16 protein-coding genes are annotated in these 16,289 nt (G+C 59.8%); 5 read left to right on the top strand and 11 right to left on the bottom strand.

What is annotated here, in order from left to right; genetic code table 11:
- Positions 1-96 precede the first annotated feature (96 nt).
- Positions 97-1,524 carry an ammonium transporter gene (amt, locus tag ACTG2S_RS03665; RefSeq protein ID WP_005355035.1) on the top strand — a complete coding sequence of 476 codons (1,428 nt, stop codon included), beginning with the start codon at positions 97-99 and terminating at the stop codon, positions 1,522-1,524.
- 82 nt (positions 1,525-1,606) lie between these two features.
- On the opposite strand, the gene ACTG2S_RS03670 is transcribed toward amt, so the two are convergent.
- The 9 genes from ACTG2S_RS03670 to ACTG2S_RS03710 form a co-directional block, all read right to left on the bottom strand.
- The gene (locus ACTG2S_RS03670) at positions 1,607-2,074 is read right to left on the bottom strand and encodes a glycine zipper 2TM domain-containing protein (protein WP_005340126.1); all 468 of its coding nucleotides are present in this window, start codon (positions 2,072-2,074) and stop codon (positions 1,607-1,609) included.
- Between the two features lie 97 nt (positions 2,075-2,171).
- Positions 2,172-2,669 (bottom strand): GNAT family N-acetyltransferase, encoded by a 498-nt coding sequence (locus ACTG2S_RS03675; RefSeq protein ID WP_005340127.1) that lies wholly within the window; start codon positions 2,667-2,669, stop codon positions 2,172-2,174.
- A 112-nt stretch (positions 2,670-2,781) separates the two neighbouring features.
- Positions 2,782-3,186 (bottom strand): nitrous oxide-stimulated promoter family protein, encoded by a 405-nt coding sequence (locus ACTG2S_RS03680; protein WP_005356534.1) that lies wholly within the window; start codon positions 3,184-3,186, stop codon positions 2,782-2,784.
- 87 nt (positions 3,187-3,273) lie between these two features.
- Positions 3,274-5,076, bottom strand: coding sequence for an aminopeptidase P family protein (locus tag ACTG2S_RS03685; RefSeq protein WP_047437868.1), 1,803 nt, complete (start codon positions 5,074-5,076; stop codon positions 3,274-3,276).
- 33 nt (positions 5,077-5,109) lie between these two features.
- Positions 5,110-5,775, bottom strand: a complete 666-nt coding sequence (locus tag ACTG2S_RS03690) for a GntR family transcriptional regulator (protein ID WP_005340138.1) — start codon at positions 5,773-5,775, stop codon at positions 5,110-5,112.
- Between the two features lie 193 nt (positions 5,776-5,968).
- Positions 5,969-7,594, bottom strand: coding sequence for a phosphoenolpyruvate carboxykinase (ATP) (gene pckA / locus ACTG2S_RS03695; protein WP_005340139.1), 1,626 nt, complete (start codon positions 7,592-7,594; stop codon positions 5,969-5,971).
- A 149-nt stretch (positions 7,595-7,743) separates the two neighbouring features.
- Positions 7,744-8,628 carry an Hsp33 family molecular chaperone HslO gene (gene hslO, locus ACTG2S_RS03700; protein ID WP_019445177.1) on the bottom strand — a complete coding sequence of 295 codons (885 nt, stop codon included), beginning with the start codon at positions 8,626-8,628 and terminating at the stop codon, positions 7,744-7,746.
- 77 nt (positions 8,629-8,705) lie between these two features.
- The gene (hslR, locus tag ACTG2S_RS03705; protein WP_005340141.1) at positions 8,706-9,104 is read right to left on the bottom strand and encodes a ribosome-associated heat shock protein Hsp15; all 399 of its coding nucleotides are present in this window, start codon (positions 9,102-9,104) and stop codon (positions 8,706-8,708) included.
- Positions 9,105-9,358: 254 nt separating this feature from the next.
- Positions 9,359-9,739 (bottom strand): hypothetical protein, encoded by a 381-nt coding sequence (locus ACTG2S_RS03710; protein ID WP_005340143.1) that lies wholly within the window; start codon positions 9,737-9,739, stop codon positions 9,359-9,361.
- A 185-nt stretch (positions 9,740-9,924) separates the two neighbouring features.
- On the opposite strand from ACTG2S_RS03710, the gene ACTG2S_RS03715 reads away from it, so the two are divergent.
- Together ACTG2S_RS03715 and ydiK are read left to right on the top strand one after the other, a co-directional pair.
- Complete coding sequence (locus ACTG2S_RS03715) at positions 9,925-11,313, top strand: bifunctional NUDIX hydrolase/phosphatase PAP2 family protein (RefSeq protein WP_274161749.1); 1,389 nt, start codon at positions 9,925-9,927, stop codon at positions 11,311-11,313.
- A complete protein-coding gene (ydiK, locus tag ACTG2S_RS03720) occupies positions 11,310-12,395 on the top strand; it encodes an AI-2E family transporter YdiK (protein ID WP_005356525.1) in 1,086 nt (361 codons plus the stop codon). The genes ACTG2S_RS03715 and ydiK overlap by 4 nt, the downstream gene beginning before the upstream one ends.
- Before the next feature lie 474 nt (positions 12,396-12,869).
- On the opposite strand, the gene ACTG2S_RS03725 is transcribed toward ydiK, so the two are convergent.
- Positions 12,870-13,283, bottom strand: coding sequence for a hypothetical protein (locus ACTG2S_RS03725; protein ID WP_129503190.1), 414 nt, complete (start codon positions 13,281-13,283; stop codon positions 12,870-12,872).
- A 70-nt stretch (positions 13,284-13,353) separates the two neighbouring features.
- Positions 13,354-13,857, bottom strand: coding sequence for a hypothetical protein (locus ACTG2S_RS03730; RefSeq protein ID WP_274161748.1), 504 nt, complete (start codon positions 13,855-13,857; stop codon positions 13,354-13,356).
- A 230-nt stretch (positions 13,858-14,087) separates the two neighbouring features.
- Here ACTG2S_RS03730 and ACTG2S_RS03735 point away from each other — a divergent pair, with 230 nt between their 5' ends.
- Both ACTG2S_RS03735 and dhaR read left to right on the top strand, forming a co-directional pair.
- Entirely contained in the window at positions 14,088-14,249 is a 162-nt protein-coding gene (locus ACTG2S_RS03735; RefSeq protein ID WP_274161747.1) for a hypothetical protein, read from the top strand.
- Between the two features lie 73 nt (positions 14,250-14,322).
- Positions 14,323-16,224: a dihydroxyacetone kinase operon transcriptional regulator DhaR gene (gene dhaR / locus ACTG2S_RS03740; protein WP_274161746.1), complete on the top strand. Its 1,902-nt coding sequence runs from the start codon at positions 14,323-14,325 to the stop codon at positions 16,222-16,224.
- Positions 16,225-16,289 lie beyond the last annotated feature (65 nt).

Raw genomic sequence — 16,289 nt, forward strand, 5'->3', positions numbered from 1 at the left:
CTGGCGGGTTGCAGCAACACCTTGCGATTCGCCACAGATTCAATCAGGGAAACGGAGCCGGTCTTGTACCGGTACGACAGGGAAGGAGAGTGCTCTATGGTCAAAAAATGGATGATGGCGGGTCTGACGATGTTGCCTGCCTTGCTGGTTACCCCAAGTTGGGCCGAAGAGGTCGCTCAGGTACAGGCGGCGGTGGCGCCGGTTGCCGCCATGACAATCAACAAGGGCGACAACACCTGGATGCTGCTCTCGGCGGCGCTGGTGATCCTGATGTCGATCCCCGGTCTGGCCCTCTTCTACGGTGGTCTGGTGCGGGCCAAAAACATGCTGAGTGTGCTTATGCAGGTCTTTACCCTGTTCTGCCTTATCTGCGTGCTCTGGGTGATCTACGGTTATTCGCTGGCCTTTACCGAGGGGGGCAATTTCTACGGCTCCTTCAGCAAGGTGCTGCTCAAGGGGGTGACCCCTGACTCCATCGCCGCCACCTTCAGCAAGGGGGTCGGGATCAGCGAGCTGATCTATGTGGTGTTCCAGGGGGCCTTTGCCGCCATCACCTGCGGCCTTATCGTGGGGGCGTTCGCCGAGCGCATCAAGTTTGCTGCCGTGCTGCTTTTCTCGGTGATCTGGTTCACCTTCGCCTATATCCCGCTGGCTCATATGGTGTGGTACTGGGCGGGTCCGGATGCCTATACCAGCGCCGAGGCTGCGGCCACAGCGACCGCCACTGCCGGCTATCTGTTCCAGCATGGTGCGCTGGACTTTGCAGGCGGCACAGTGGTGCACATCAACGCCGCCGTGGCGGGTCTGGTGGGGGCGTATCTGGTGGGCAAGCGTCTGGGCTACGGTCGTGATCCCATGACCCCCCACAGCCTGACCATGACCATGATCGGCGCCTCCCTGCTCTGGTTCGGCTGGTTCGGTTTCAACGCGGGCTCTGCGCTGGAAGCCAACGGTATCGCCGCACTCGCCTTTATCAACACCTGGGTGGCGCCGGCTGCGGCAGCTCTGTCATGGACGCTGGCCGAGTGGGTGATGAAGGGACGTCCCTCCCTGCTGGGTGCGGCATCCGGTGCGGTGTCCGGTCTGGTGGTGATCACCCCGGCAGCCGGTTTCGTCGGTGTGGGCGGTGGTCTGGTGATGGGTCTTATCAGTGGCGTGGCGGGTCTGTGGGGTGTCCACGGTCTCAAGCGCCTGCTGGGTGCCGATGACAGTCTGGACGTGTTTGGCGTACACGGGGTGTGCGGCATTCTCGGCGCCCTGCTGACCGGCGTCTTTGCCAGCCCGGATCTGGGCGGCACCGGGGTGTGGGACTATGTCACCAATCAGGTTGCCGAGGGTTACTCCATCCTGACTCAGGTGAAGATCCAGGCTATCGGGGTCGGTGTCACCCTGCTCTGGTCCGGTGCCGTGGCGGCGATTGCCTTCAAGGCGGTCGACATGCTGGTGGGCCTGCGGGTGAACGGCGATGCTGAGCGGGAAGGGCTGGATGTCACCTCCCACGGCGAGAAGGCTTACAGCATGTAATCCCGAATGCCAGACAACAAAAAACCGCCGGGATCGGCGGTTTTTTTATGGCTCGAGCGTGACGAAACCTGAATTCACACGCTTAATTCACGACGGCCACGTTGATGCTGCCGTTACCCTGGGTCATGCGCACGCGAGCACCCGGGGTGAAGGTGGGGCTGGCTTTCTGCACGACCACGATGGCTTCGCCGTTCTCTTTCTTGATCTCCAGCTCGACGCCGTCGACCTGATTCATCTTGTTGCCGATGGCGTTACCTGCCGCTGCACCGGCGATGGCGCCGCCTGCGGCTGCGATGTCGCGTCCGGTGCCGCCACCGACTGTGCTGCCCAGCAGGCCACCGACTACGGCGCCGCCAATGGTGCCAATCAGGGAGTTCTCATCGGCCTGGATCTTCACCGGGCGGGTGGAGATGATGGTGCCGTAGCTGACGGTCTGCACCTGTTTGGCGCGGTCTTTGGTGTAAACATCGCCAGAGTAAACGTCACTGTTGGCGCATCCGGTGATGGTGGTTGCTGCCAGCAGGGCAATAAGGGTCATACGCTTCAACATGGTGGGCCTCCTGGGCTGCACGTAATTTGAACAATCCGGTTGATGAGTGAACTTTACTCCAACCCCGTCACACATGAAATCGGCAAAATGTAACCAATTATGCGTTCTGTAACCGGTTTTGTCCTTGAATCGCAGCTGTACCGGAGAGGGTTTTAACCAGCAGCAGACGGTCTTCTCCGGGGCCGAAATAGTCGGCTACTTCCGCCTGCAATGTGTAACCGAGCCGGTAGTAGAGGCGCTGGGCCGGATTGGCCGGATCGACCGTGAGCCGCAGTTCGCTGATCTGCAGCGCCTGCTGGTTGGCCTCCATCTGGCGCATCATTCGCTCGGCCAGACCAAAACCGCGCGCCTCGGGCAGTACCGCCAGCGAGAGTACCCAGCCTTGCGACCGCTCCTGACCGAATCCCCCCAGCACATACCCCACCAGCTGCCCCTCGTATTCGGCCACCAACAACAACTCGGGCCACAAATCCATCGCCTGACGGAAGAAGAAGGCGGGATAGACATCTTCGCCAAACACCTTGGCATCGATCTGCCAGATGGCGTGCATGTCATTGTGGGTAGCGGTGCGTAGCAGGGGCGGGTTGTGGTGCATCAGAACTCCATTGGCAGCAAACGGATCGGCAACGCCGCTGACCTTGGGGTCAACGGCAAAAAAGGAGTCATAGGGTAGTGGTCATCCCCTGCCGGATGCAAGGGATTGGCGGTTATGGCGGCAGGGGGCGGCTCTGGGGCAGTTTGGGGGCTTTGCGCAAGCCGTCGAGCAGGTGGCGGAGGGTGAGCCAGGGGTGGCGCAGCAACATGCGCGGGCCGCTCCACTTCATCACCTGCTGGATCTGTTTGCGCATCGCCGGGGCGTAGCAGTGGATATTGCAGTTGGCACAGGTGGGTTTGTGGCCGTGGCCATAACGGCAGCGACGCAGGCGCTGATGGGCGAAATCCCGCAACTGGCGACAGTGGCGGCAATGGGGATCCTGATGATGGTGCTGGCAGTAGAGGCGGATCATGGCGCTGACCGTCTGCTGCTCGCGCATGAGTCTGGGATGGTCACTCGCCTTTTTGCTGGCTGCGGCGTGTGAGCCCCGGGCTGGGCTGGCATGATGACTTTTCATGGCCGCCATTCTCCTGACCTGCTCGCTTTGGGTGTTGATACAGGTCAAAAGGGGGGATAAAAAACAGGGCCCGCAGGCCCTGTGTCATCAGATGAGGCTGGTTGCCTGCTCCAGCCAGGCGAGATCCTCGCCCTCGAGCAGCGGGCTCAGGCGGCGGAACACCTCGACATGGTATTCGTTGATCCAGCGGAATTCGGCCGGGCTCAGCAGGCTGCGGTCGATCAGGCGGGTATCGAACGGCACGTAGGTCAGACGCTCGAAGCCCAGCATCGGCAGCTCGCCAACCTGTTCCAGCTCGGTCACCACTACCAGGTTTTCGCAACGGATGCCGAAGCCATCTTCACGGTAGTAGCCCGGCTCGTTGGAGAGCACCATGCCCGGTTGCAGGGCGACCATGCTCCCTTTCGGCGCGATGCGCTGGGGCCCTTCGTGGACACTCAGGAAGTGGCCGACGCCGTGACCGGTGCCATGGTCATAGTTGTAACCGGCCTGCCACAGCGGCATGCGGGCCAGCACGTCGAGCTGGATACCGGCGGTGCCACGGGGGAAGCGGGCCTGATCCAGCGCGATATGGCCCTGCAGTACCCGGGTAAACATCGCCTTCTGCTCGTCGCTCACCTCACCCACCTTGATGGTGCGGGTGATGTCGGTGGTGCCATCCATATACTGGGCGCCGGAGTCCAGCAGATAGAGGCTGTCCTGACCAAACGCACGGGGGGTGCCATTGGTGTGGTGGTAGTGGCACATGGCGGCGTTGGGGCCGAGCGCGGAGATGGTATCGAAGCTCGGCTCGACGTAGTGCTCCTGCTCGCGGCGGAACGCTTCCACCTGATCGGCCAGGGTGCCTTCATTCACCCCCTCGAACTCGCCGGAGGCGACCAGCCGATCCAGCCAGGCGAGGAAGCGGGTCATGGCCACGCCATCACGCAGGTGAGCGGCACGCATACCCGTCAGCTCGATCTCGTTCTTGCACGCTTTCGGCAGCATGGTGGGGTCTTGCCCTGCCACCAGAATGGCGCCCGCCTCTTCCATGACGAGCTGGGTCCAGGCGTTGGCGCTGTCCGGATCGGCCAGCACCTTCTGCTGATCTTCACCGATGCGCTGCAGCACGTCGCCCAGCTTGTCGATGGGGTAGACGGAGACATCCTGTCCCACGTGTTGGGTAAAGGCGAAGCAGTCAATTTTGTCGGTATCGACGAAGAAATCCATGCTGGTGTTGGCGTAGAGCACGGCAAAGCCCAGCACCACCGGCAGCCGGTCGATATCGCGGCCGCGCAGGTTGAGCAGCCAGTTGATGGGCTCGGCCTGGGTCAGCAGCACGGCATCCAGCCCGCGCTTGCGCAGGTCGGCCGCCAGCTGTTCACGTTTGGACTGGCTGGACTGGCCTGCCAGCTCCTCGCTGTAGAGGATGACCGGGCTCTTGGTCGGCTCCGGGCGATCGCTCCAGTTCAGGTCGATGGGGTTCTGCTCGACGCGGATCAGCTCGATACCGCGATCGGCCAGCACGGCCTTGGCGTTCTTGTACCAGGTCAGGCTGTGCAGGCGGGCATCAAAGCCGACCCGGGAGCCTGACGGCAGCTGCTCGGCCAGCCACTGCACATGAGGATTTTCAATGAGGTGGAGGAATTCGAATAGTTCGGCGGGGGTTTGCATCCGCGCCTGCACCGTATAGCGACCATCGACAAAGAGGGCTGCCCGCTGTGCCATGATGATGGCGACGCCGGCAGAGCCGTTGAAACCGGTGATCCAGTCAAGCCGCTCGGCATAGGCGGGGATGTACTCGCCGAGGTGCTCATCATCGTGGGGGACGATAAAGGCGTCCAACTCCTGCATGGCCAGCTCGGCCCTGACTTGGGCGACGCGGGTTTCAATTATCTCGAAATTATTCATGTCGTTAGTGCCAGATGGTTGCTATATGAGTGTTCAGTTTTTATGGCCGCTGGCCAGGATCCGCTTGATCGACTGACCTGCTGCTTCGATATGCTGCCTGAGCAGCACCACCGCCTCGTGCTTGCGCCGGGCGCGGCACAGTTCCAGCAATTGGGCGTGTTCACGCTCCGCCTTGTCCACCCCGTCGCTGGCAAAGAGCAGCTCGAAGCGGACATAGCGGTCACAGCTCAGATTGATCTGGGCGATCAGTTCAAGTGCCTGGGGGCGACCGGCTGCCTGATAGAGGGTGGCGTGAAAGCTGTGGTTCAACTCGGCCCAATGTTCGATCTGGGTGCCTGACTCCAGGGCGTGATCAAACTGGGCGAGGATCGCCTCCGCTTGCGCGAAGGTGGCTTCCGTCATCTTGTCGACGGCGTGAAACAGGGTATCGGCTTCCAGCAGCGCTCGCAAATAAAAGAGCTCTTCAATGGCCGAGGCGTCCAGCATGGTGACCACGGCTCCGCGATGGGCTTCGAACTTCACCAGCCCCTGCGCTTCCAGCTGCATCAGGGCTTCGCGCACCGGGATGCGGCTCACGGCCAGCTCTTTGGCTATGGCATCCTGACGCAAGGGGGCGCCAGCGGGGAACTCCCCACGGAGGATCCGGCCACGGAGGTTTTCCATCACCATCTGGGTTCGGGTCTTGTAGGGTGGGGTCATGGTCGGGTCACGATTGGGCGTTACAGAATTGTATATTGTATAAAGTTTGGCTGAATCTAACCTGTCACAATGGGCAAAGGCAAGGTTTTGGCCCCTTTAACGGGGGCGATGGCGGCGTTCGGGGCTCCACAAAAACAAAAATGCCGGTCAGCATGGCTGACCGGCATGGTGTCACTGATACGAAGCGAGCCTGTTACAGCTGCGGGCCTGCCGCAACCAGACGTTTGCCTTCGTCGTTATCGGTGAAGCGCTCGAAGTTCTTGATGAAGCGCCCTGCCAGATCGACTGCCTTGGCATCCCACTCGGCCTTGTCGGCGTAAGTGTCGCGCGGGTCGAGGATCGCCGGGTTCACATCGTGCAGCGCGGTCGGGATCTCCAGATTGAAGATCGGCAGCACCTTGGTCTCGGCCTTCTCGATGGAGCCATCCAGGATGGCGTCGATGATGGCGCGGGTATCCTTGATGGAGATGCGCTTGCCGGTGCCGTTCCAGCCGGTGTTGACCAGATAGGCCTCTGCACCTGCCGCTTCCATCCGTTTCACCAGCTCCTGACCGTACTTGGTCGGGTGCAGGGAGAGGAAGGCTGCGCCGAAGCAGGAGGAGAAGGTTGGAGTCGGCTCTGTGATGCCGCGCTCGGTACCGGCCAGTTTGGCGGTGAAGCCAGAGAGGAAGTGGTACTTGGTCTGCTCCTTGGTCAGCTTGGAGACCGGGGGCAGCACGCCGAAGGCGTCGGCAGTCAGGAAGATCACCTTGGTGGCGTGACCTGCCTTGGAGACCGGCTTGACGATGTTGTCGATGTGATAGATGGGGTAGGAGACGCGGGTGTTCTCGGTCTTGGAGCCATCATCGAAGTCGATGGTGCCATCTGCGGCAACAGTCACGTTCTCCAGCAGCGCATCGCGACGGATAGCGTGGTAGATGTCCGGCTCAGCCTCTTCGGAGAGCTTGATGGTCTTGGCGTAGCAGCCCCCTTCGAAGTTGAACACGCCGTGGTCATCCCAGCCGTGCTCGTCATCGCCGATCAGCTGACGCTTGGGATCGGTGGAGAGGGTGGTCTTGCCGGTGCCGGAGAGGCCGAAGAAGATGGCAACGTCGCCGTCCTGACCCACGTTGGCGGAGCAGTGCATGGAGGCAATGCCGCGCAGGGGCAGGAAGTAGTTCATCATGGAGAACATGCCCTTCTTCATCTCGCCACCGTACCAGGTGCCACCGATGAGCTGCATCTTCTCGGTCATGTTGAAGGCAACAAAGTTCTCGGAGTTGAGACCCTGCTCCTTCCAGTTCGGGTTGGTGCACTTGGCACCGTTCATCACCACGAAGTCAGGCTTGAAGGTTTTCAGCTCTTCATCGCTCGGGCGGATGAACATGTTTTTCACGAAGTGTGCCTGCCAGGCCACCTCGGTGATGATGCGCACGGCCAGGCGGGTATCCGGGTTGGCACCGCAGAAACCGTCGACCACAAACAGGCGCTTGCCGGAGAGCTGTTTGGTGACCAGCCCTTTCAGATGTGACCACACTTCCGGGGTAATGGCTTTGTTATCGTTTTTACCCTGGTCAGACCACCACACAGTATCCTGGGTAGTGGCATCTTTGACGATATATTTATCTTTCGGGGAGCGACCGGTGAAGATACCGGTGTTTACGTTGACGGCGCCCAGCTCGGTCACCACACCGCGCTCGAACCCTTCCAGGTCAGGGCGTGTCTCTTCCGCGAAAAGCTGCTCGTAAGAGGGGTTGCGAACGATTTCTTGGCTGTTTTTGATGCCGTACTGGTCCAGTCCTAATTGTTGGGCCAGGGTGGGTTCTGCCACGATTGTCATTGTATTCTCCTGGGTTCAGAGGTTGGTAGGGTTCTATCTGACGGTCATCCTATCACTTAGGTGGTAGAGTTTAGCGATCGCCATCAAACTTTATAAAATAGGGTATTTTTTTGTTATTAAAGTTAAAGGCGGGTTTTGCCCGCCTTTAATTAGTGTAACTGGTTTGCATCATTGCCGGGAGCCCTGCTGAACAGGGTTTCGACATCGATCCCATTAAATTGGTACTGGGCGCCACAATAATCACAGTGCATGTCGATCTTGCCGAGCTCCTGCACCATCTCCATGACCTCTTCCTTTTCTATCTGCAACAGGGCCCCTTCGCAGCGCTCGCGGGAGCAGGTGCAACGGAACTCGACCGCCTGCGGATCGAACACCCGCACCTTGTCCTGATGGTAGAGACGGTAGAGGATCTCTTCTGCCTGCAGGCCGAACAGCTCTTCATCCTTGATGGTGCTGGTGAGCTGGGTCAGGTGATCGAAATCGTTGCTGTGATCCTCGCTCTGGGCAGGCAGCTCCTGCAGCATGATGCCGGCAGCGCGCGGTTCGCCTTCATGGTAGCCGGTGCGGATCCACAGCTTGGTGGCCAGTTGTTCGGAGCGGGCGAAGTAGTGCTCCAGGCAGCCTGCCAGAGTGTCGGCGTCCAGCGCGATGATGCCCTGATAGCGCTCGCCCTGCTCCGGGGTGATGGTGATGATCAGCTGGCCGTTGCCAATCAGGCTCTGCAGCTTGCCATCGCTCGGCAGCTCGCCTTCATAGCGAGCCACGCCGCGCAGCTGCTGGTTGTTGTCACCGTTGATCACGGCCAGACGCACCGGGCCATCGCCCTGCAGTTGCACCGTGATAGAGCCTTCAAACTTGAGGGTGGCGGTCAGCAGGCTGGTGGCGACCAGCAGCTCGCCCAGCAGTTTTTGCACCTGCACCGGGTAGTTCTGGGCTTCCACCACGTGGCGGTAGGTGTGATCCAGCTGGACCAGCTCGCCACGCACTTCGTACTCTTCAAACAGATAGCGATACAGCAGATCTTGGTTGCTCATCATGTATTCCTGGCTTTTCGGTGAGGTAAATCGGGCGGGCTGGGGTTGATGCCAGCCCGGTATCAAATCGGGGTCGGTCAGTACTGTTTGACCTTGAGCAACTGGCGTCGCTCCTGCTTGTCGGGGCGGCGCTCGGGGCTGGGGGCAAACTGGCTGTTGAAGCGGCGCGCCTCGCTGTTCTCGGCCCGTTTTTTCAGGCTCTCTGCGGTCTCTTCATAGAGCTGCTGGGCCAGCGGTGCCGATTTGCGCTGCTCGCTCAAGGCCAGCACCCGCACTTCGCGTTCGTCCTGCCCCTGCCAGAAGCGGATCAGTGCCCCCACTTCCACCTGTTTGCCCGGTTTGCTGCGCTGACCATTGTAGTGCACCTTGCCCCCGTCTATCTGATCCCGCGCAATGGAGCGGGTCTTGTAGAAACGGGCCGCCCACAACCACTTGTCGAGACGAACCTCGAGGGCACTTTCTGCATGATTGGGCATGAACAGGCTCCATAACGGGGAAAAGAGGTGGTTGATTATACCAGAGCACGGGGTCGGGATAGAAACTGGGCAGCCGCCGCGCGGGGCGCAAACCATGTCAAGGTGATGCAACATATGGGCAGTTTGCTGATTCACAAGGGAAAGCCGCTGCTTTATCGGGTATTCATGGGGCAGGGAGGGCCTTCATAGCGCGCATATAACACTGCCGCCCCGGTTGGGGGCGGCAGCGTTCACATCAATCGACCATATCAGAGTCAGAAGTGATCGTGCTGATCCGGCTTCTTCTGGTCGTGGGGGCCTTCGCTGTGGGCGATGGCGGTGCGGATGAGATCAACCCCGGCGCGGATAATCAGAACCCCCATGTTGACCAGCTTGACGCAGACCCACATGAAGGTGATGAGCAGGATCAGCTTGAGCACGGTCTGGAAGGCTTCCAGGAAGTTCTGCTCCAGCTGGGCGGTCAGGCCGTTGGCGCTGGTCATCAGCCAGGTGTAGACCTCGCGCACGAACGGGATGCGGCTCGGCATCTCCAATACATCCAGTGCGGCAGGGAGCGCCTGGAAGATGACGATGCTGCCGAACAGGATCAAAATGACACCGATGGCGATGCCGAGGAAAAAGCCGAACTGTCTCATGGAGGGCTCCAGCGTTTGCTGCATGAAATTGAAGATAGCCGCCAATAGTAGGGAGTGCCCTGCTTCATCGCAATCTTCCGTGCACCGCCAGCGCGGCGGGAATGGCGGCGATCCGGCCGCTACCGTTGCCCAACTATCTGATTTCTGGGAGGCTTGTCGCCATTGTGCATAGGGAAAGCAAATTGATGTCGAGAACCCTCTTTTTACTCTTGCTGGCGCTGTTTGCCGCTCTGCCAGCCCTGAGTGCCGAACCGGCTGGCCCAACGGCAGCCGCCTGCGCCATCCGCCATCAGGATCAACTGCTGCTGGTGCAGGATCGCATCTCCTCCCGCTACAGCCTGAGCGGTGGCTATATAGATGGCGGCGAGAGCCCGCAGCAGGCGGCGCTGCGCGAGCTCTATGAAGAGACTGGCTTGCGGGGGGAGGTGGTGCAGGAGTTGGGCCGCTGGCAGCGGGCGCTTATCTTCGCCTGCCGCACGCTGGAACCGATTGTCGCGCAGCAAGACACTGCGTTTGTCTCCATCCTGAAGGCCCCCAATCTGGGTGGGGAGATCCTCAACGCCCGCTTGATCGCGGTGGACAAGCTCCCCCGCGAGCAGCGCCGCTTCCCGGATCAGCTCGACTGGCTGCAATCCCGACTGGATAAGGTGCCCGAGAGCGAGGTACGCTGGCAGGCCGATTTCGTGGCGCAGGGCAATGCACTGCATCAGGTCGAGATCCCGCTGATGCAGCGGCTGCAGCAGTGGCTGGGGCCCGATGTGTGGTGGCTGTCGGTCAGCAATCTGTTTGGTTCAGGCGGCTTTCAGCTTGCCCTGATACCTTTGCTGCTCCCGCTGCTGGGGTGGCCGCGGCTGCGCCAGCTGCTGTTCGCTATGCTCTGGCTCGGCTTGCTGGTGCAGGCAAGCAAGGAGGGGATTGGCTGGCCGCGCCCCTTCCATCTGCAACCTGAACTGGCAACCCAGAGCGCGCAAGGCTTTGGCATGCCGAGCGGCCATACCGCCTCGGCCTTGCTGTTCTGGGGCGCGCTGCTTGGCTGGCTCTGGCCTGCCCGGCGCGGGCTGGCCTATTCGCTGGCCTTGCTGCTGGCGCTGACCACAGGTCTGGCGCGGGTCTGGCTCGGGGTGCACTTTATCTCGGACGTGGCGGCGGGGTTGCTGATCGGCGCCTTGCTGCTGGCCGCCCGCCCCTGCTGGCGTGCCGACAGGCAGTCGGCAGCTTGGCTGCTGCTGATTGCATCTGCGCTGGCGCTCGGGGGGCTGACCCAATCGGCCCATCTGGCCGGGATCAGCATGGCAGCGCTCGGGCTCTGGGTTGGCGGTTTGCGCTCCCTGACTCGCGGCGGTTATCCCCCCATTGTGACCGGCGTGGTCACCCTGGCGGGGGGCGCGGTGATAGGGGCAGGGCTCTGGGCGCTACCGCTGCTGACCAGCAGTTCGCTGGCCATCCTGCTTGGTCAGTTTGTGCTCTTTTTCGGGCTGGGGCTCTGGTTGAGCGCTGGCCTCTGGTGGATACTCTCTTTCTTGAAATGCGACACACGACCCAAGGGCAACGGCTCTGAAAAGGGAACTCTATGAATGTGAAAAAAGTGGATTTGGCCAAGATAACCCTGGGGGTGCTGTTTCTCAGCATCCTGATTATCTCCTGTTTCCTGGTGTTGCAGCCCTTCCTGCCTGCGCTGGTGTGGGCCACCATGATCACCATCGCCACCTGGCCGCTGATGTTGATGGTGCAGCGCCTGTTGTGGGGCAAGCGCACCCTGGCGGCCCTCTTTATGACGCTGGTGCTGCTGCTGATGTTTGTTATCCCGCTCTTTATGACGCTGGCCAATGTGGCGGAGAAGGCCCCCATGCTGATCGAGCTGGGTACCCATATCAGCCAGTCACCGCCGCCGGAGCTGCTCTGGCTGCAACAGATCCCGTTGGTGGGCGACAAGCTCTATGACTTCTGGCAGCAAATTCTGGCGAGCGGTGGTCAGGTGCTGTTTGCCAAGCTGGCCCCCTATTTCGGTCAGACCGCCCGCTGGTTGGCCTCTCAGGCCGGTAATCTGGGGCTGTTGTTTGTCCACTTCCTGCTGACGGTCGGTATCTGCGGTGTGCTCTATCACTCGGGTGAAGTGGTGGCGACCGGCATTCGCCGCTTCGCCCACCGGCTGGCGGGTCAGCGTGGCGACAACGCCACTGTGCTGGCTTCACAGGCGATCCGTGCCGTGGCGATGGGTGTGGTGGTGACTGCGCTGGTGCAATCCTCGGTGGCCGGTGTCGGCCTGTTGATTGCCGGTATCCCTTACGCCATGGTGCTGGTGGTGGTGATGTTCCTGCTGATCGTCGCCCAGATCGGCCCCTTCCCGGTGCTGTTGGCCTGTATCGGCTACCTCTACTGGAGCGGTGACACCACCTGGGGCACCTTCCTGCTGGTGTGGTCACTGATTGCGGGCACCATGGACAACTTCCTGCGCCCCTTCCTGATCAAGCGTGGCGCCGACCTGCCGCTCATCCTCATTCTGGTGGGGGTAATCGGTGGCTTGCTGACCATGGGGATCATCGGTCTCTTTATCGGCCCGGTAGTGTTGGCGGTGGGCTACACCCTGCTGGATGCCTGGATCAAGGAAGATGACCAACCGGCGACCGCTGCGGTTGAAGCGCCCAAAGCTCAATAACGATTCAGTAAAAAGACGATTTGGTAACAAGACGATTCAGCCATCCATCGCTGATACAAAGAGCCGCCCATTGGGCGGCTCTTTGGTTTTTGACGATCGTGATTTATGGCGATCGTGTCGGATTGGCAGATCCGCGCCAGCCTCCATATCCCACATATGACCGTCTCATGTAGGTTCGATTAGCGAAGCGTAATCGGACGATCGAGATGCCGTTGTTCCGGTTTTATCCGTGAATCAGCGGCATCTGGCAGAGGGGAAATATGGATGGCCGTTATTGCGGGGGAATAGATTTACGCGAACGTCCGATTACGCCTTACGGCTAATCGAACCTACGGGCTTCCCTGGAATGTGTAAACCTTTCTCCTTGAATGCTAACGCTGCCATATGGGGCGCACAAAAGCTTGGCTAAAATTAGCGACGAAGGAGCGCAGCCAAGCTTTTTGCGTCCCTCCATGACAGCTTTTTTAGCTTTTATTACTCAAAGCCATGTTCATTAATTTTTATATATGAAGTAGTTGTAATTGTATTTTCGCCTGCACTCGGTAGCTTTGCGGTAATTTGATATTGCTTTGAATTGGTACTTAAAATCCAACTATCTTTATTCCTAACTTTCTTTGTTGTTATCGAACCATCAATAAATTTCGATAAACCTTTCGCAAAACCACTCTGAACACCTTTATCAAAAGCGTCTTGGATCAGCGCATTTATAGATGTGTCAACATTTTCACCTGTTTCAATTGCGAGTTTAATTTTATCAATAAGATCGCGCATTTTTTGTGTTGGATTAGAACCAAATGAAACAATATCTGTCTCTTCTTCAATAATACCAATCCATTTGTTCATAGATGTCGAACAGGCTTCTTTCCAAACTTCATCTTTAGACTTCATTACCTACTCCTTAGTTTTTGAAAAAGCTAACGCCTAAAGCAGGCGCGCCGCTTTTTGGCGTCGCTTGCCTTTACTTGTTAGCACTGGATTGCCGCACATAGGGCAACGTAGTTTTAAAGAACCCTGCAATGCCGACAACCATGAAGAATGCCAAACTCATTAGATATGCAATTATTAACTGATATTTCTCAGTTAGTTCTCCGATACTCGGATAGAGCCAAGCATTGAGCGTAGAAAGCCAAGGAATAAGAAACACCCAAACTACAGCCCAAATCAACGCACCAAGACTAAGCACAAGACCCCTTAATTTTGAAGGATCTTGCAAGACCTCTATTTGTGTTCTAGGAGAGCACATGATTAGAACTGCGGCCAGTATATGTAATGGAAGAGATATAGCTGCAGAAAATACAAATAATTTTAATTCTGACAATTTCACTAGAAGCTCTGGATCGAAATAAAAGATCATCAATAACCCTGGAGCTATATAGATAATTGAGACGAGAGAAAGAACAACCAACCTGAAAATTGTTGCCTTATCCTCTAGGAACTTATTTAGATCAAACGTAATGCTCATATGACCCTCTAGTGGTGTGGCTTTGGAGTGCTAACAGTGATTAGATTGAAGGCGGTACTAATCCGTTAATAGAGCCTTCCATATAACTCCGGTTCGCCATGATCGATTGAAAGAAAATCATTTTAAATCAGAACCTTATCGGCACACCTATAGCGCTGAGCTCATTCGAGCAACATCCTCTTTTGGCTCTACTTTTTGCCACCGAGTAAAAATACACTTCTGGGGCGGCAATGAAAAGCACCATCCGGCCTCTTCTTCATAAACAAGCCCGTATTGTGATCGGGCTATATATCAAGAGAGCGAAGGTGTGCCGCGCCTTCTGTCACTGGCTCGGCCAGCAATTGGCCGACGGTGAACCCGACCAAGAGCAGAGCGGGCTTACCACCCTCTGAGGCAGGTCACTGAATCGGGGGCGCTGGCGTGGTTAAATGGTCGGCTCACATCTTGCCGGATATTGCTGTGACCATGCCATCTGACCTTCAGCCGCTGCTCGTTTGGCCTGACTATCTGCAGGCATCCTGGCTGCGCTGCGTCCACCAGACCAGTGCCACCCTCTGGCATCCGCCCCACAGCGCCAAGGGGCAGACCTTGCAGAGCCTGCGCCAGCGCAAGCGCGACCTGCTCACCACCGGCGAGATGGCCCTCGAAGATCTCTACGAATTTATGGAGGGGCGCCCCTGCGCCCTGCTGCTCACCGACGAGAGCGGCTGCCTGCTGGCCCAGACCGGCCACCCCGGCACGCTGGCGGAGTTGGCGGCGCTGGGGTTTGGCCCCGGTGCCTTTTTCAGCGAGGGGCGTATCGGCACCAATGCCATCAATCTGGCGGCGCTGGAGGGCGTGCCGCTCTGCGTCAGCGGCTCCCAGCACTTCAACCAGACCCTCCACCCGTGGCACAGCTGCGCCAGCCCGGTCTACAACAGCAATGGCCGTCAGGTCGCCATCATCGCTTTGATCTGCAAGGTGGAGGAGGCGAGCGCCGGCGATCTGGCGCTCACCGTCAGCGCCGGGCGCGAGCTGGCCCATCTGCTGCAGATGGAGACCCTGATGCAGGAGTCCCAGCACCATCTGAGCGAGCTTTACGCCCTGCTCGATGGCATGGATGACGGCGTGCTGGCCTGGGATCCGCAGGGGCGGCTGCGCTACCTCAACGCGCTGGCGGCACAACGGCTGCTGCTCGATCCGGCGCTCTGTCTCGGCCAGCCGCTCGAGCAGCATCTGCTGTTGCCGCAGCGGTTGCAGCTGGCCATCAGGGGGCAGACACCGCTCAGCCATGTGGAGGTGACGCTGGAGCGGCTTGGCGCGCAGGAGGGTGAGTTCATCAATGCGCTGGTGAGCCTCAAGCCGCTGCCGGGGCCCGAGGGGGTCAGCTTTATCGCCCTGCTGCACCCGGTCGATCGGTTGCGGGCCATTCACCAGCTGCGCCAGACGGTGCCCGAGCTGTCGGCGCTGGTGGGGGAGTCGAGCGCCATGCGCAAACTGCTGCGCTACGCCCGGCAGGCGGCCCAGAGTCAGGGGCCGATCCTGCTGCGCGGCGAGGAGGAGGTGGGCAAGGCCCAGCTGGCGGAGGCGATCCACTTCGGTAGCGAACGGGCCGCCGGGCCGCTCATTACCCTCAACTGCAAGGCGCTGCCGAGCGAGCGGATGGCGCTGGAGCTGATGGGTTCCGACGAGGCGGGGCAGGAGCGGGCGGGCAAGTTCGAGCTGGCCCACGGCGGCACCCTGGTGCTGGAGCAGGTGGAGTGCCTCTCTGCCCCCATGCAGGCGGCGCTGCTGCAACTGCTCAAGACCGGCCGCATCCAGCGCTTCGATTCGGCCCGTATCCTGCCGCTCAAGGTGCGGATCATCGCCACCAGCAGCGCCCCACTGGAGCAGCTGGTGCAGGAGGGGCTGTTTGGCCGCCAGCTGCTCTATGCCTTGCAGGCGTGCGAGCTGTGGCTGCCGGGATTGCGGGAGCGCACGGCGGACCTGCCGGGCCTTATCAGCCAGCAGCTGGCGGCGCAGGGGCGCGAGCCGGTGCGCCAGTTCAGTCCGGCGGCCCTCGACTGCCTGCTCGCCTATCCCTGGCCCGGCAATCTGGGGGAGCTGCGCAGCGCCGTCGAGCATGCGCTGCTTCATGCCGGTCAGGGGCCGATCCCGCCGGAGGCGCTGCCCGCCGCCATTCGTCACGGCTATCAGCAGGTGGCGGACGAGGTGGTGGGGCAACCGCTGCTCACGCTGGCGGAGTTGGAGCGGCAAGCCATCTTGCGCTGCGCCCACGCCTGCAAGGGGCAGGTGAGCCAGATAGCCCATCATCTTGGCATCAGTCGCACCACCCTCTGGCGGCGACTGAAACTGCTCGAGATCGATCCCGCCGACTATCACGGTTGACGGCGATCCGAGCTGTAGCCAATCGGCCCGCAGAAAATGAAAAGGCCCCGCAGTTGCGGGGCCGT

Origin of the sequence: Aeromonas sp. 82P (assembly GCF_051919365.1) — a bacterium.
GTDB lineage: Bacteria > Pseudomonadota > Gammaproteobacteria > Enterobacterales > Aeromonadaceae > Aeromonas > Aeromonas veronii.

Bases quoted from the DNA above. Each gene is read 5' to 3' on its own strand.
- hslO (WP_019445177.1), bottom strand. From the start codon at position 8,628: ATGAGCAACCAAGATCTGCTGTATCGCTATCTGTTTGAAGAGTACGAA.
- ACTG2S_RS03730 (WP_274161748.1), bottom strand. From the start codon at position 13,857: ATGAGCATTACGTTTGATCTAAATAAGTTCCTAGAGGATAAGGCAACA.
- pckA (WP_005340139.1), bottom strand. From the start codon at position 7,594: ATGACAATCGTGGCAGAACCCACCCTGGCCCAACAATTAGGACTGGAC.
- ydiK (WP_005356525.1), top strand. From the start codon at position 11,310: ATGAATGTGAAAAAAGTGGATTTGGCCAAGATAACCCTGGGGGTGCTG.
- ACTG2S_RS03735 (WP_274161747.1), top strand. From the start codon at position 14,088: ATGAAAAGCACCATCCGGCCTCTTCTTCATAAACAAGCCCGTATTGTG.
- ACTG2S_RS03690 (WP_005340138.1), bottom strand. From the start codon at position 5,775: ATGACCCCACCCTACAAGACCCGAACCCAGATGGTGATGGAAAACCTC.
- ACTG2S_RS03675 (WP_005340127.1), bottom strand. From the start codon at position 2,669: ATGCACCACAACCCGCCCCTGCTACGCACCGCTACCCACAATGACATG.
- ACTG2S_RS03680 (WP_005356534.1), bottom strand. From the start codon at position 3,186: ATGAAAAGTCATCATGCCAGCCCAGCCCGGGGCTCACACGCCGCAGCC.
- dhaR (WP_274161746.1), top strand. From the start codon at position 14,323: ATGCCATCTGACCTTCAGCCGCTGCTCGTTTGGCCTGACTATCTGCAG.
- hslR (WP_005340141.1), bottom strand. From the start codon at position 9,104: ATGCCCAATCATGCAGAAAGTGCCCTCGAGGTTCGTCTCGACAAGTGG.
- ACTG2S_RS03685 (WP_047437868.1), bottom strand. From the start codon at position 5,076: ATGAATAATTTCGAGATAATTGAAACCCGCGTCGCCCAAGTCAGGGCC.
- ACTG2S_RS03725 (WP_129503190.1), bottom strand. From the start codon at position 13,283: ATGAAGTCTAAAGATGAAGTTTGGAAAGAAGCCTGTTCGACATCTATG.
- amt (WP_005355035.1), top strand. From the start codon at position 97: ATGGTCAAAAAATGGATGATGGCGGGTCTGACGATGTTGCCTGCCTTG.
- ACTG2S_RS03710 (WP_005340143.1), bottom strand. From the start codon at position 9,739: ATGAGACAGTTCGGCTTTTTCCTCGGCATCGCCATCGGTGTCATTTTG.
- ACTG2S_RS03670 (WP_005340126.1), bottom strand. From the start codon at position 2,074: ATGTTGAAGCGTATGACCCTTATTGCCCTGCTGGCAGCAACCACCATC.
- ACTG2S_RS03715 (WP_274161749.1), top strand. From the start codon at position 9,925: ATGTCGAGAACCCTCTTTTTACTCTTGCTGGCGCTGTTTGCCGCTCTG.